This window comes from Vibrio sp. Vb0349 (genome assembly GCF_033338975.1).
Window position 1 is genome coordinate 43,597 of record NZ_JAWOTS010000014.1, and the last position, 15,315, is coordinate 58,911.

Below are 15,315 nucleotides of genomic sequence, written 5' to 3' on the forward strand. Positions count from 1 at the left end.
GTGATGGCTCCCTAGGTATCTTCCCTATAGCCCAGCTCAAAAGGCAAAATTATGACTACAGATACGATTGTCGCTCAAGCGACCGCGCCTGGTCGTGGCGGTGTCGGTATTATTCGAGTTTCTGGCCCTAAAGCCAACCAAGTGGCGTTAGAAGTCACTGGCAAAACACTAAAGCCCCGCTACGCAGAGTACCTGCCGTTTAAGTCAGAAGATGGCACTGTGCTTGATCAGGGCATCGCACTGTACTTCCCTAACCCACACTCATTTACAGGTGAAGACGTACTTGAGCTGCAAGGCCATGGCGGCCCTGTCGTGATGGATATGCTGATAAAACGCATTCTAGGTATAGATGGTATTCGAGCTGCTCGCCCTGGTGAGTTCTCTGAACGCGCATTTCTGAACGATAAACTCGACCTAGCTCAAGCCGAAGCGATTGCAGACCTCATTGATGCAAGTTCTGAAGAAGCCGCAAAATCGGCGCTGCAATCCTTACAGGGCGCATTTTCAGGCCGTATTAATACCTTAGTTGAGTCGCTGATTCATTTGCGTATCTATGTTGAAGCAGCCATCGACTTCCCTGAAGAAGAGATCGACTTTTTGGCCGACGGTAAAGTGGCTGGTGACCTACAAGCCATCATCGACAACCTAGATGCGGTGCGCAAAGAAGCTAACCAAGGCGCTATTATGCGTGAAGGGATGAAAGTCGTGATTGCGGGTCGTCCAAATGCGGGCAAATCAAGCCTGCTGAACGCACTATCGGGTAAAGAGTCTGCAATCGTAACCGACATCGCAGGAACCACGCGTGATGTACTGCGTGAGCACATCCATATTGATGGCATGCCACTACACATCATTGATACAGCAGGTTTGCGTGATGCTTCCGATGAAGTAGAGAAAATCGGTATCGAACGTGCGTGGGATGAAATAGTCCAAGCAGACCGCGTGTTGTTCATGGTAGATGGCACAACAACCGATGCCACCGATCCGAAAGATATCTGGCCAGATTTTGTGGATCGCCTACCAGACAACATTGGCATAACTGTGATCCGTAATAAAGCGGATCAAACGGGTGAAGATATGGGGATCTGCCACGTCAATAACCCTACTCTTATCCGTTTGTCAGCGAAGACTGGTGCAGGGGTTGAAGCTCTGCGCGATCATCTCAAGGAGTGTATGGGCTTCTCTGGCAACAGTGAAGGTGGGTTTATGGCTCGTCGTCGTCATCTCGATGCATTAGAACGTGCCGCACAGCACCTTCAAATAGGCCAGGAGCAGCTTGAAGGCTATATGGCAGGTGAAATATTGGCTGAAGAGCTACGCATCACCCAACAACATCTCAATGAGATTACCGGTGAGTTCAGTTCTGACGACTTACTGGGACGAATCTTCTCTTCATTCTGTATCGGGAAGTAAATAATCGAACGCGCGGTGCTGAGCTTAACTCACACCGCGTTTCTTTTTGTACGGCAAGCCATCCATGAGCTTTAGCCGTCGCATTCAATAAGGAAGAAGTATGATCCACATTATTACAGGCAGCACGTTAGGTGGCACAGAATACGTAGGGGATCACCTGAGTGATCTACTCAACGAGAATGGATTTGAAACAACGATCTACAACCAGCCTTCCCTCAGTGATATCGAAAATCAAGGTACGTGGTTGGTGATCACCTCTACACATGGAGCTGGTGAGTATCCTGATAATATCCAACCTTTTATCGCAGCATTACAAAATACACCGCCAAAAATGACTGATGTAAAATTTGCGGTGATTGCGATTGGTGACTCTAGCTACGATACGTTCTGTGCCGCTGGTCAACACGCTTATGATTTATTAGAGGATATTGGTGCAACCCCTCTCGCAGATTGCTTTAAAATCGATGTACTGAGCCATGATGTGCCAGAAGACGCCGCAGAGATGTGGTTAAAAGAGAATATCGAACGTTTTTAAACTCACGACTTTCCCTTCAACAGAGTCGAAATTCGGCTCTGTTTTCTCCCATGTGAATAACTCCCACCAAATTATTTTGTTTAACCGCTCAAAAACCAACCAAACAGACTGTGGATAACTACAATAAGATCCAGTGATTTTCCTTTAGTTATCCCAATAACAACTTTGATCAATTTTACCTCCTGTGTATAACTACCACTTTTGATCCCAGGTAATCCTCGATCTGATCCAATCATGATCACAAGATATGATCCAAAGAAGATCCATGATCTTGTTGATCATTTTTAGGTTATCCACAGAAACGGTCGATCCTAATAGTAGATCTAATAAAAGATCATATATATAGATCTTATATATATTTATCTTGAAGCTTAAAACGGATAAAACGAGAAAACGTTTTTCTCTCTGGCATAAAGCAGGTAAAATACGGCTCCTTTATCTGTCCATTAAATCCCTTTGAATACCTGAGGTCAGTTCATGCTTTATCACGAAAACTTTGACGTCATTGTTGTCGGTGGCGGACACGCAGGAACGGAAGCCGCGCTCGCATCTGCACGCACAGGACAAAAAACGCTTCTCCTTACCCATAACATCGATACATTAGGCCAGATGTCTTGTAATCCGGCGATCGGTGGTATTGGTAAAGGTCACTTAGTAAAAGAAGTAGATGCTATGGGCGGTTTGATGGCTGAAGCCATCGACCATGCAGGTATTCAGTTTCGTACACTAAATGCCTCCAAAGGTCCTGCAGTACGAGCAACTCGAGCTCAAGCCGATCGCGCTCTGTACAAAGCGTACGTTCGTAATGCATTAGAAAATGCGCCTAACTTAACGTTGTTCCAGCAGTCAGTTGATGATCTGATTGTTGAACAAGATCGCGCAGTTGGTGTGGTAACTCAAATGGGACTTCGCTTCCATGCGAAAGCCGTTGTGCTAACCGTGGGTACCTTCCTTGGTGGTAAGATCCACATAGGTATGGAAAGCTCGTCTGGTGGTCGTGCCGGGGATCCACCATCGATCGCATTAGCGGATCGACTGCGTGAACTGCCGTTCCGTGTGGATCGTTTAAAAACAGGTACTCCACCGCGCATTGATGCTCGTACAGTTGATTTTTCAGTGCTAGAAGCTCAGCACGGTGATAACCCAACGCCTGTATTCTCGTTCATGGGCAAACGTGAACAGCATCCGCGTCAGATTCCATGTTTCATTACCCACACCAATGAACAAACTCACGATGTGATCCGTAGTAACTTGGATCGCAGTCCAATGTACGCAGGTGTGATTGAAGGTATTGGTCCTCGTTACTGTCCGTCTATTGAAGACAAAGTGATGCGTTTCGCTGACAAAAACAGCCACCAAATCTTCATTGAGCCAGAAGGCCTAACCACGCACGAGTTATACCCTAATGGTATCTCGACCAGCTTGCCATTTGATGTGCAAGTACAAATCGTGCGCTCAATGAAAGGGTTTGAAAATGCACACATCGTTCGCCCAGGTTATGCGATTGAATATGATTTCTTCGATCCACGTGATTTGAAGCAAACGTACGAGACGAAGTTCATCCATGGTTTGTTCTTTGCTGGCCAGATTAATGGTACGACTGGCTACGAAGAAGCCGCAGCGCAAGGCTTGATGGCGGGCCTAAACGCAAGCTTGTTTAGCCAAGACAAAGAAGGCTGGAGCCCACGTCGTGACCAAGCTTACATGGGCGTGTTGATTGATGACTTATCGACCATGGGTACCAAAGAGCCGTACCGCATGTTCACTTCTCGTGCGGAATACCGCCTGCTACTTCGTGAAGATAATGCCGATTTGCGTTTAACGGAAAAAGCGCGCGAGCTAGGCTTGATTGATGATGTTCGTTGGGCTCGCTTTAACGAGAAAATCAACAATATGGAAACGGAGCGTCAGCGTTTGAAAGCAACGTGGATGAATCCGAAGTCAGAGGGTGTTGATGAGTTGAACAAGCTGCTGAAAACCCCAATGGCCCGTGAAGCGAGTGGTGAGGATCTTCTGCGTCGTCCAGAGATCACTTATTCGCAACTGACGCAACTTGAAGCGTTTGCTCCTGCACTTGAAGATCAGCAAGCGGCTGAGCAAGTTGAAATTCAAGTGAAATACGATGGTTACATCAAGCGTCAGCAGGAAGAGATCGAAAAATCACTGCGTCACGAAAATACCAAGTTACCTGCTGATTTGGATTACCGCGATGTAAAAGGTTTATCAAACGAAGTCGTTGCTAAACTGAGCGAGGCCAAACCAGAGAGCATCGGTATTGCATCACGCATTTCTGGTATTACGCCTGCTGCAATTTCTATTCTACTTGTTCACTTGAAAAAGCATGGTTTGCTGAAGAAAGGTGAGGAAGAATAATGAGCGCATTGCGAACAAAGCTGGATTCACTGATCGCGAAAACCGATTTGGAAGTGTCAGAACAGCAACGAGAGCAGTTAGTTGGTTATGTCGAACTGCTCGACAAATGGAACAAAGCGTACAATTTAACATCGGTACGTGATCCGCTTGATATGTTAGTGAAACATATTCTTGATAGTATCGTTGTAAGCGCACACCTGCCCGGTGAGCGCTTCATTGATGTTGGTACTGGTCCGGGGTTACCGGGCATCCCTTTGGCAATCATGAACCCTGAGAAAACCTTCTTTTTGCTCGACAGTCTTGGCAAACGCATTCGTTTTATCAAGCAAGTCGTGCACACATTAGGACTGAAAAACGTGACACCAATTCAAAGTCGCGTCGAAGAATTCCAACCTGAAGAAAAATTTGATGGCGTTTTGAGTCGAGCTTTTGCTTCAATGACAGACATGGTGGAATGGTGCCACCATTTGCCGAAACAAGAGCACGGGGTGTTTCTAGCGCTGAAAGGACAGCACCCTAAAGATGAAATGGATCAGCTTCCTGAATGGTGCAGTGTGACAGAGATCATATCTTTGGCTGTTCCTGAGTTGGAAGGTGATCGTCATCTAGTAATCTTATCGCGCAAGGAAAATTAGCGAGGTAATCGTGGGGAAAATTGTAGCAATCGCCAACCAGAAAGGTGGGGTCGGCAAAACAACAACGTGCATTAACTTAGCGGCTTCGATGGCGGCAACAAAGCGCAAGGTTTTGGTGATCGATCTCGACCCGCAAGGCAATGCTACGATGGCCAGTGGCGTGGATAAGTATATGGTCGACGCCACCGCATACGATCTTTTGGTCGAAGATACACCGTTCGATCAAGTCGTTTGTACCCAAACAACAGGGAAGTATGATTTGATCGCGGCGAACGGCGACGTCACCGCGGCAGAAATCAAATTGATGGAAGTTTTCGCTCGTGAAGTGCGTCTAAAAAATGCATTGTCGTCAGTTCGCGATAACTATGATTTCATCTTTATTGATTGTCCTCCTTCTCTAAACCTTCTTACAATCAATGCGATGGCGGCAGCTGACTCTGTGCTGGTGCCGATGCAATGTGAATACTTTGCGTTAGAAGGTTTAACTGCTCTTATGGATACAATCAGCAAGTTAGCGGCTGTTGTGAATGAAAACCTAAAAATCGAAGGTTTATTGCGTACCATGTACGACCCACGCAACCGCTTATCGAATGAAGTATCCGATCAACTTAAAAAACACTTTGGGAATAAAGTTTACCGTACTGTCATTCCGCGTAATGTTCGTTTGGCTGAAGCGCCAAGTCACGGTAAGCCAGCAATGTACTACGATAAGTACTCCGCAGGTGCCAAAGCGTATCTTGCTCTAGCGGGCGAAATGCTCCGCCGCGAAGAAATCCCAGTTTAACTCTAACCTAAGGAATTCAATCCCATGTCTAAGCGTGGTCTCGGAAAAGGACTGGATGCGTTATTGTCGACCAGTTCGTTTGCTCGTGAAAAACAGCATATTGCATCGCATAGCCAAGAATTATCGGCAGACGGTGAGTTAACCGATTTAGCGATTGGTCAATTGCAGCCGGGCGTATACCAACCGCGTAAAGATATGGCGCCTGAAGCGCTAGAAGAACTAGCGGCTTCGATTCAATCACAAGGCATTATTCAACCAATCGTGGTTCGCCAGGTCGAAAATGGTCAGTTTGAGATCATCGCAGGTGAGCGCCGCTGGCGTGCTGCAAGGCAGGCGGGTTTAAAACGCGTGCCGTGTTTGGTGAAAAAAGTTGAAGATCGTGCCGCCATCGCCATGGCGTTGATTGAAAACATTCAACGTGAAGACTTGAATGTGATTGAGGAAGCCCAAGCGCTTGAACGTCTACAAGATGAATTCACGCTGACACATCAGCAAGTGGCCGATGTGATTGGTAAATCAAGAACGACGGTGAGTAACCTATTACGTCTGAATCAGTTGGAAGTTGATGTAAAAGGTCTGGTTGCAGATAAAAAATTGGAAATGGGTCATGCTCGAGCTCTGTTAGCGTTAGAAGGCGAACAGCAAGTTGAAGTAGCTCAACAAGTGGCTAAGAAGCAAATGACTGTTCGCCAAACCGAACAGTTAGTAAAAAAGTGCTTAGCCCCACAAAATGAGCAAAAAGGGCAACAAGAGGATACCGAAGCCGAGCAAATGTCGCATAAATTGAGTCAGCTGCTTGATGCAAAAGTTTCTCTTACCCGTTCTGCAAACGGAAAAGCGAAATTGACGATAAGTCTTGATGAGCCTCACAAATTGGACCAACTAATTGCCAAGCTTGAGGCCTAGATGAGATAATTGATTTAGGTCAATTAATCTAATTAATCGAATTTTGTGCGAAAGTTGTCGTTTTGTAAACAAAACTGTAAGTTTTTGATGCAATCGAATTGCTTTACGTTGAACTGAACGTATAATTTTCGCCAATTTCCCAGCACAGAGAGTTAAGTGCGAAGTGGATATTACTAGAGGTACGAATACATGGTAGCTGCGTTAGCTAGACCAGGACGAGAGCTCGCAAGGCAATTGTTAATGATCCAGTCTGGCGCGGTTATTTTTGTGGCAGCAGGAATGGCGGTAGCCATAAATCCTGACTGGGGATTTTCAGCGCTGATTGGCGGAGGCATTTTTGTTGTTGCCAATGCAGTATTCGCGCTGTGTGCTTTCATGTTTAGTGGAGCTCGCGCTGCCAAGCGCATCGCTGTTTCCTTCTATACGGGTGAAGTACTGAAAATTCTCATCACGGTTGCACTGTTCTATGTTGCCTACATGTATATGCAGGTGGAACTTGTTCCCCTCAAACTAACCTATTTGCTGGTACTAGGTATTAATATCTGTGCACCAGTGCTATTCATTAACAACAAAAAATAGGATGAGTTATGGCTGCGCCAGGTGAAGCGCTAACATCGTCCGGTTACATTGCCCACCACCTTTCTAACCTATCGCTATACAAGTTGGGTTTAGTAGGGTCGGAGACAAGTTTCTGGAACGTACATATCGATAGCCTGTTTTTTTCTTGGTTTACTGGTTTAATTTTCCTCGGAATTTTTTACAAAGTAGCAAAGAGAACAACAGCGGGTGTACCGGGTAAGCTTCAGTGTGCTGTAGAAATGATCGTTGAATTTGTCGCCGATAACGTCAAAGACACGTTCCATGGACGCAACCCACTGATCGCGCCTTTAGCACTGACTATCTTTTGTTGGGTATTTTTGATGAACGTGATGGACTTAGTTCCTATCGACTTCTTACCATACCCAGCAGAGCATTGGCTAGGTATTCCTTACCTTAAGGTTGTACCGTCTGCTGATGTGAATATCACCATGGCTATGGCTCTAGGCGTTTTTGCATTGATGATTTACTACAGCATCAAAGTAAAAGGTCTAGGTGGATTCGCAAAAGAACTTGCACTACATCCATTCAATCACCCACTGATGATTCCGTTTAACCTACTAATTGAAGTGGTATCGCTATTAGCGAAACCTCTATCACTTGGTATGCGTCTATTCGGTAACATGTTCGCGGGTGAGGTTGTATTCATTCTTTGTGCGGCAATGCTACCATGGTACTTACAATGGATGGGTTCACTACCGTGGGCAATCTTCCATATCTTGGTTATTACGATTCAAGCCTTCGTATTCATGATGTTGACAATTGTTTACCTGTCAATGGCACACGAAGATCCTGATCATTAATTTTTTTAAAGCTTTTTATTTGGGCACTAAGCCAACAACTATAAATTGGAGATAGTAATGGAAACTTTACTGAGCTTTTCTGCAATCGCCGTAGGTATTATCGTCGGTCTTGCTTCTCTTGGTACAGCGATTGGTTTCGCACTGCTAGGTGGTAAATTCCTAGAAGGTGCTGCACGTCAACCAGAAATGGCTCCTATGCTACAAGTTAAGATGTTCATCATCGCGGGTCTACTTGATGCGGTTCCAATGATCGGTATCGTAATCGCGCTACTATTCACTTTCGCAAACCCATTCGTTGGTCAACTAGGTTAATCACCTTTAACTCGGGACGGGCGATTATCGCTTGTCACTGATTAACACTAAGTCCAAATAGAGGGGTAGCTGTTGTGAACATAAACGCAACTCTGCTAGGTCAAGCAATCTCGTTCGCACTATTTGTGTGGTTCTGCATGAAGTATGTATGGCCACCGTTGATGCAAGCGATCGAAGAGCGTCAGAAGAAAATTGCTGATGGTCTTCAAGCAGCAGAACGTGCTGCGAAAGACTTGGATCTAGCACAAGCCAACGCTTCTGATCAATTGAAAGAAGCGAAGCGCACAGCAACTGAGATCATCGAACAAGCGAACAAGCGTAAGTCTCAAATTCTTGATGAAGCTCGCGAGGAAGCTCAGGCAGAACGCCAGAAAATCCTAGCGCAAGCAGAAGCAGAGCTTGAAGCTGAACGCAATCGTGCACGCGATGAGCTGCGCAAACAAGTTGCTACTCTGGCTGTAGCTGGTGCTGAGAAAATCCTTGAGCGTTCTATCGATAAAGATGCGCAAAAAGATATTCTCGACAACATTACTGCAAAACTTTAAGTCTGGGGGCGCATATGTCTGATTTGACTACTATCGCACGCCCCTATGCTAAAGCAGCCTTCGACTTTGCTTTAGAGAAAGACCAGTTGGACCAATGGGGCCAAATGTTATCTTTTGCTGCTGAAGTGGCCAAAAACGAACAAATGAACGAGCTACTAACGGGTTCGGTTTCTGCTGACAAAATGGCAGAAATTTTTGTTGCAGTTTGCGGCGAACAAGTTGATGCGCACGGTCAAAACCTTTTGAAGGTAATGGCTGAGAATGGTCGTTTAGCGGCCCTTCCTGATGTTTGCACGGAGTTTTTTACTCTGAAAAAAGAACATGAGAAAGAAATTGATGTTGAAGTAATTTCAGCAACAGAGCTTTCTGATGAACAACTTGCAAACATTGGCAGCAAACTTGAAAAGCGTCTTGAACGCAAAGTGAAGCTGAATTGCAGTGTAGATGAGACCCTACTTGGTGGGGTTATTATTCGAGCCGGAGACCTAGTCATCGATGACTCAGCGCGTGGTCGTTTGAACCGCCTGAGCGATGCATTGCAGTCTTAATGGGGATTGGAGCATGCAACTTAATTCCACGGAAATTAGCGATCTGATCAAACAACGTATCGAATCTTTCGAAGTTGTTAGTGAAGCTCGCAACGAGGGTACTATCGTATCGGTAAGCGATGGTATCATCCGCATCCACGGCCTAGCGGACGTGATGCAAGGTGAAATGATTGAATTACCGGGTGGCCGTTATGCACTGGCACTTAACCTTGAGCGTGACTCGGTTGGTGCGGTTGTAATGGGCCCATATGCTGACCTTAAGGAAGGCATGAAAGTTACAGGTACTGGCCGCATTCTTGAAGTGCCAGTTGGTCCAGAACTACTAGGCCGCGTAGTAAACACGCTGGGTGAGCCTATCGATGGTAAAGGTCCAATCGAAGCGAAAATGACTTCGCCTGTAGAAGTGATCGCACCAGGTGTAATCGACCGTAAATCGGTAGACCAACCTGTGCAAACTGGTTATAAGTCAGTTGACTCTATGATCCCAATCGGTCGTGGTCAGCGTGAGCTTATCATCGGTGACCGTCAGATTGGTAAAACAGCACTGGCGATCGACGCGATCATCAACCAGAAAGACTCTGGTATTTTCTCTATCTACGTAGCAATCGGTCAGAAAGCATCGACTATCGCTAACGTTGTTCGCAAACTAGAAGAGCACGGCGCACTACAAAATACTATCGTTGTAGTTGCATCAGCTTCTGAATCTGCAGCGCTTCAATACCTAGCGCCTTACGCAGGTTGTGCGATGGGTGAATACTTCCGCGATCGCGGTGAAGACGCACTGATTGTTTACGATGATCTATCTAAGCAAGCGGTAGCTTACCGTCAGATCTCTCTACTACTTAAACGTCCACCAGGCCGTGAGGCATTCCCAGGTGACGTATTCTACTTACACTCGCGTCTACTAGAGCGTGCTGCTCGTGTAAACGAAGAGTACGTAGAGCGTTTCACTAACGGTGAAGTGAAAGGTAAGACTGGTTCTTTGACTGCTCTTCCTATCATCGAAACTCAAGCAGGTGACGTTTCAGCATTCGTACCGACTAACGTAATCTCGATTACCGATGGTCAGATCTTCCTACAAACTGAGCTATTCAACGCTGGTGTTCGTCCTGCTGTTGACCCTGGTATCTCAGTATCTCGTGTAGGTGGTTCAGCTCAGACGAAAATCATCAAGAAACTATCAGGTGGTATCCGTACAGCACTAGCTGCATACCGTGAACTAGCGGCATTTGCTCAGTTCTCTTCTGACCTTGATGACGCAACGAAGAAACAGCTAGACCATGGTCAAAAAGTTACAGAACTAATGAAGCAGAAGCAGTACGCTCCAATGTCTGTATTTGACCAAGCTCTAACTATCTTCGCGGCAGAGCGCGGTTACCTTGATGATGTAGAACTTAACAAAGTTCTAGATTTCGAGGCGGCTCTACTATCGTACGCTCGCGGTCAATACGCTGAACTAGCAGCTGAGATCGACAAGTCTGGCGCTTACAACGATGAAATCGAAGCTCAGTTGAAGAAACTGACTGACGACTTCAAAGCAACCCAAACTTGGTAATTAGGTCGGTGGCAGTTTCTGCCACCAACTAACGGAGAGTAACGATGGCCGGCGCAAAAGAGATACGTAATAAAATCGGTAGTGTTAAAAGCACTCAGAAAATTACGAAAGCGATGGAAATGGTAGCAGCTTCAAAAATGCGTCGTTCTCAAGATGCAATGGAAGCTTCTCGTCCATACGCTGAAACAATGCGTAAAGTGATCGGTCATGTGGCTAACGCAAACCTAGAGTACCGTCATCCGTACCTAGAAGAGCGTGAAGCTAAACGTGTTGGTTACATCATCGTTTCGACAGACCGTGGTCTGTGTGGTGGTTTGAACATTAACGTGTTCAAAAAAGCCGTTACAGACATGCAAGCATGGAGAGAGAAAGGTGCTGAGATTGAGCTAGCCGTTGTTGGCTCAAAAGCAACAGCTTTCTTTAAACATGGTGGCGCAAAAGTTGCGGCACAGGTTTCTGGTCTTGGAGATAATCCAAGCCTACAAGACCTAATCGGCTCTGTTGGCGTAATGCTGAAGAAATACGATGAAGGTGAACTGGACCGTCTATATGTAGTATTCAACAAGTTTGTAAATACTATGGTTCAGCAACCAACGATCGATCAATTGCTACCTTTGCCTAAATCGGACAGCGAAGAGATGCAGCGTGAGCATTCATGGGACTACATCTATGAGCCTGAACCAAAACCTCTACTGGATACGCTATTAGTGCGTTACGTAGAGTCTCAGGTATACCAAGGTGTGGTTGAGAACCTTGCTTGTGAGCAAGCGGCTCGAATGATTGCGATGAAGGCTGCAACGGATAACGCAACCAGTTTGATTGACGATTTGGAACTTGTGTACAACAAAGCCCGTCAGGCTGCGATTACACAAGAACTATCAGAAATCGTTGGTGGTGCAGCTGCGGTTTAAGCTTAGGTAAAACGAAATAGTTTAGAGGATTAACGATGGCTACAGGTAAGATCGTACAGATCATCGGTGCGGTAGTCGACGTAGAGTTCCCACAGAGCAATGTACCTAGTGTATATGACGCTCTAAACGTAACGGACTCAAAAGAGCGTCTAGTTCTTGAAGTTCAACAACAGCTAGGCGGTGGCGTAGTTCGTTGTATCGTAATGGGTAGCTCTGATGGTTTACGTCGTGGAGTAGAAGTGGTTAACACTGGCGCTCCAATTTCAGTACCAGTAGGTACTAAAACTCTAGGTCGTATCATGAACGTCCTAGGTGACGCGATTGACGAGCGTGGTGAAGTGGGTGCGGAAGAGGTTTACTCTATCCACCGTAGTGCACCAAGCTACGAAGAGCAATCAAACGAAATTGCACTTCTAGAAACGGGCGTTAAAGTAATCGACCTAATTTGTCCATTCGCTAAGGGTGGTAAAATCGGTCTATTCGGTGGTGCTGGTGTAGGTAAGACCGTTAACATGATGGAACTTATCAACAACATCGCACTACAGCACTCAGGTCTATCAGTATTTGCTGGTGTTGGTGAGCGTACTCGTGAAGGTAACGATTTCTACTACGAGATGCAGGAAGCGGGCGTTGTAAACGTTGAGAAGCCTGAAGAATCAAAAGTAGCGATGGTTTACGGTCAGATGAACGAGCCACCAGGTAACCGTCTACGTGTTGCACTGACTGGTCTAACAATGGCAGAGCGTTTCCGTGACGAAGGTCGTGACGTACTACTGTTCATTGATAACATCTACCGTTACACACTTGCAGGTACAGAGGTATCAGCACTACTAGGTCGTATGCCTTCTGCGGTAGGTTACCAGCCAACTCTTGCAGAAGAGATGGGTGTACTTCAGGAGCGTATCACGTCAACGAAATCAGGTTCTATCACGTCTGTACAGGCGGTATACGTACCAGCGGATGACTTGACTGACCCGTCTCCAGCAACAACGTTCGCGCACTTGGATGCAACGGTTGTACTTAACCGTAACATCGCTGCAATGGGTCTATACCCTGCGATCGACCCGCTAGATTCAACATCTCGTATGCTTGATCCACTAGTCGTTGGTCAAGATCACTACGAAGTTGCTCGTGGTGTTCAGCAGACTCTTCAGCGCTACAAAGAGCTGAAAGATATCATTGCTATCCTAGGTATGGACGAGCTATCTGAAGAAGATAAGCAAGTTGTATCTCGTGCACGTAAGATTGAGCGTTTCCTAACTCAGCCTTACCACGTAGCAGAAGTATTTACAGGTGACCCTGGTATTTACGTACCTCTAAAAGAGACTCTACGTGGCTTTAAAGGTCTACTAGCTGGTGAATACGACGACATTCCTGAGCAGGCATTTATGTACTGCGGTAGCATCGACGATGCTATTGAGAATGCGAAGAAGCTATAAGGCTAACTAGGAGGCGATATGGCAGCAATAACCTTTCACCTAGACGTAGTAAGCGCTGAGAAGAAAATCTTCTCTGGTCGTGTTGAAACGTTTCAGGTGACCGGTAGCGAAGGTGAACTTGGTATTTTCCATGGTCACACACCGCTGCTGACCGCTATCAAGCCTGGTATGGTGCGTATTGTGAAACAGCACGGCCACGAAGAAATTATTTATGTTTCTGGTGGTATGGTAGAGATTCAGCCTGGTACAGCGACTGTACTAGCTGATACAGCTATCCGTGGTGAAGAGCTAGACGCAGCGAAGGCAGAAGAAGCCAAACGCCGCGCTGAGGAGCAAATCCAGAATCAGCATGGTGACATGGACTTCGCACAAGCGGCCAGTGAACTGGCTAAAGCCATTGCTCAGCTACGAGTTATCGAGCTGACAAAAAAGCGTCGCTAAGCTCAATTAGCAACGTTGCATGAAAAAAGGCGGCCAATTGGTCGCCTTTTTGATTAATTTTAGTTGGAAATTTACCTTACTCCATTAACTATTTTAAAAGAGCTGTTTAAAATAACGGCCAATTAACATAAAACGTCAATAGGTTATCAATGAAATTCAGTGCTGTGATTCTTGCAGCGGGTAAAGGTACCCGTATGCATTCGAACATGCCTAAGGTGCTACACACTTTGGCAGGTAAGCCAATGGCAAAACATGTGATTGATACATGTACAGGTCTAGGTGCACAAAATATCCACTTGGTCTTTGGCCACGGTGGTGATCAAATGCAAACCACTCTTGCAGAAGAGCCTGTAAATTGGGTGCTTCAAGCGGAGCAGTTAGGGACAGGTCATGCGGTTGATCAAGCGTCTCCGAAGTTTGAAGACGATGAAAAAGTACTGGTGCTTTACGGTGATGTTCCACTGATTTCAGCTGAAACGATTGAAAACCTATTAGATGCACAGCCAACAGGCGGTATTGCACTACTAACAGTGATTCTAGATAACCCGACAGGCTACGGTCGTATTATCCGTAAGAATGGTCCTGTTGTGGCGATCGTTGAGCAAAAAGATGCAACAGAAGAACAAAAACAAATTAAAGAGATCAACACTGGCGTGATGGTTGCGACTGGTGGGGATCTTAAGCGTTGGTTGTCTGGCTTAAACAACAACAACGCACAAGGCGAATACTACCTAACTGACGTTATTGCAGCTGCACACGATGAAGGTCGTGCCGTTGAGGCAGTACACCCAGTCAATGCCATTGAGGTGGAAGGGGTCAATGACCGCGCACAGCTTGCTCGTCTAGAGCGTGCTTTCCAGTCAATGCAAGCTCAGAAGCTACTAGAGCAAGGTGTCATGCTACGCGATCCAGCACGCTTTGATTTGCGTGGTGAGTTACAGTGCGGTATGGACTGTGAAATCGACGTGAATGTTATCGTCGAAGGTAAAGTTTCACTGGGTGATAACGTGGTTATCGGTGCGGGTTGTGTACTGAAAGATTGTGAAATCGACGACAACACCATCGTTCGCCCTTACAGTGTGATTGAAGGTGCAACGGTTGGTGAAGAATGTACGGTTGGTCCATTTACTCGCCTTCGTCCTGGTGCTGAAATGCGTAACGATTCCCATGTGGGTAACTTCGTTGAAGTGAAAAATGCGCGCATCGGAGAAGGTTCAAAAGCGAACCACCTAACTTACTTAGGTGATGCAGAGATCGGTCAACGTACTAACATCGGTGCAGGTACTATCACTTGTAACTACGATGGTGCGAACAAGTTTAAAACCATCATCGGTAATGATGTTTTTGTTGGTTCTGATAGCCAGCTGGTGGCGCCTGTCACTATCGCTGATGGCGCAACCATCGGTGCTGGCACGACACTAACAAAAGATGTTGAAGAAGGTGAGTTAGTAATTACTCGCGTCAAAGAGCGCAAAATTATTGGCTGGCAGCGTCCTGTAAAACAGAAATAAGCATTAC

General features: G+C 46.1%; 16 protein-coding genes. All 16 read left to right on the forward strand.

All coding sequences use genetic code 11. The features are described from left to right. The first annotated feature begins 51 nt into the window (after positions 1 to 51). On the forward strand, positions 52 to 1,413 hold the full coding sequence (gene mnmE / locus R7Q47_RS15560) for a tRNA uridine-5-carboxymethylaminomethyl(34) synthesis GTPase MnmE (protein WP_213969971.1): 1,362 nt from the start codon (positions 52 to 54) through the stop codon (positions 1,411 to 1,413). Between the two features lie 100 nt (positions 1,414 to 1,513). Continuing rightward, complete coding sequence (gene mioC / locus R7Q47_RS15565; RefSeq protein WP_248487146.1) at positions 1,514 to 1,948, forward strand: FMN-binding protein MioC; 435 nt, start codon at positions 1,514 to 1,516, stop codon at positions 1,946 to 1,948. A 477-nt stretch (positions 1,949 to 2,425) separates the two neighbouring features. Further along, positions 2,426 to 4,321, forward strand: coding sequence for a tRNA uridine-5-carboxymethylaminomethyl(34) synthesis enzyme MnmG (gene mnmG, locus R7Q47_RS15570; RefSeq protein WP_005378901.1), 1,896 nt, complete (start codon positions 2,426 to 2,428; stop codon positions 4,319 to 4,321). Further along, a complete protein-coding gene (rsmG, locus tag R7Q47_RS15575; RefSeq protein ID WP_005378902.1) occupies positions 4,321 to 4,956 on the forward strand; it encodes a 16S rRNA (guanine(527)-N(7))-methyltransferase RsmG in 636 nt (211 codons plus the stop codon). Before mnmG ends, rsmG begins: the two co-directional genes overlap by 1 nt. 10 nt (positions 4,957 to 4,966) lie before the next feature. Then, on the forward strand, positions 4,967 to 5,740 hold the full coding sequence (locus tag R7Q47_RS15580; RefSeq protein WP_005383838.1) for a ParA family protein: 774 nt from the start codon (positions 4,967 to 4,969) through the stop codon (positions 5,738 to 5,740). Between the two features lie 24 nt (positions 5,741 to 5,764). Continuing rightward, complete coding sequence (locus R7Q47_RS15585) at positions 5,765 to 6,646, forward strand: ParB/RepB/Spo0J family partition protein (protein WP_005383840.1); 882 nt, start codon at positions 5,765 to 5,767, stop codon at positions 6,644 to 6,646. A 189-nt stretch (positions 6,647 to 6,835) separates the two neighbouring features. Next, positions 6,836 to 7,225 carry a F0F1 ATP synthase subunit I gene (locus tag R7Q47_RS15590; RefSeq protein ID WP_213969973.1) on the forward strand — a complete coding sequence of 130 codons (390 nt, stop codon included), beginning with the start codon at positions 6,836 to 6,838 and terminating at the stop codon, positions 7,223 to 7,225. Positions 7,226 to 7,233: 8 nt separating this feature from the next. Continuing rightward, complete coding sequence (gene atpB / locus R7Q47_RS15595) at positions 7,234 to 8,046, forward strand: F0F1 ATP synthase subunit A (RefSeq protein ID WP_005378922.1); 813 nt, start codon at positions 7,234 to 7,236, stop codon at positions 8,044 to 8,046. A gap of 57 nt (positions 8,047 to 8,103) precedes the next feature. Further along, entirely contained in the window at positions 8,104 to 8,358 is a 255-nt protein-coding gene (gene atpE / locus R7Q47_RS15600) for a F0F1 ATP synthase subunit C (protein WP_002540812.1), read from the forward strand. A 74-nt stretch (positions 8,359 to 8,432) separates the two neighbouring features. After that, positions 8,433 to 8,903, forward strand: coding sequence for a F0F1 ATP synthase subunit B (gene atpF, locus R7Q47_RS15605; protein ID WP_005378929.1), 471 nt, complete (start codon positions 8,433 to 8,435; stop codon positions 8,901 to 8,903). A 14-nt stretch (positions 8,904 to 8,917) separates the two neighbouring features. Next, positions 8,918 to 9,451: a F0F1 ATP synthase subunit delta gene (gene atpH / locus R7Q47_RS15610; RefSeq protein ID WP_017635596.1), complete on the forward strand. Its 534-nt coding sequence runs from the start codon at positions 8,918 to 8,920 to the stop codon at positions 9,449 to 9,451. A gap of 13 nt (positions 9,452 to 9,464) precedes the next feature. Next, on the forward strand, positions 9,465 to 11,006 hold the full coding sequence (gene atpA, locus R7Q47_RS15615; protein ID WP_005378931.1) for a F0F1 ATP synthase subunit alpha: 1,542 nt from the start codon (positions 9,465 to 9,467) through the stop codon (positions 11,004 to 11,006). A 44-nt stretch (positions 11,007 to 11,050) separates the two neighbouring features. Next, on the forward strand, positions 11,051 to 11,917 hold the full coding sequence (atpG, locus tag R7Q47_RS15620) for a F0F1 ATP synthase subunit gamma (RefSeq protein ID WP_005378932.1): 867 nt from the start codon (positions 11,051 to 11,053) through the stop codon (positions 11,915 to 11,917). Positions 11,918 to 11,952: 35 nt separating this feature from the next. Continuing rightward, positions 11,953 to 13,356, forward strand: a complete 1,404-nt coding sequence (gene atpD, locus R7Q47_RS15625; RefSeq protein ID WP_005383849.1) for a F0F1 ATP synthase subunit beta — start codon at positions 11,953 to 11,955, stop codon at positions 13,354 to 13,356. 18 nt (positions 13,357 to 13,374) lie between these two features. Beyond that, complete coding sequence (locus tag R7Q47_RS15630) at positions 13,375 to 13,797, forward strand: F0F1 ATP synthase subunit epsilon (RefSeq protein WP_005378937.1); 423 nt, start codon at positions 13,375 to 13,377, stop codon at positions 13,795 to 13,797. A gap of 149 nt (positions 13,798 to 13,946) precedes the next feature. Beyond that, positions 13,947 to 15,308, forward strand: coding sequence for a bifunctional UDP-N-acetylglucosamine diphosphorylase/glucosamine-1-phosphate N-acetyltransferase GlmU (glmU, locus tag R7Q47_RS15635; protein ID WP_054575340.1), 1,362 nt, complete (start codon positions 13,947 to 13,949; stop codon positions 15,306 to 15,308). The last annotated feature ends 7 nt before the right edge of the window (positions 15,309 to 15,315 follow it).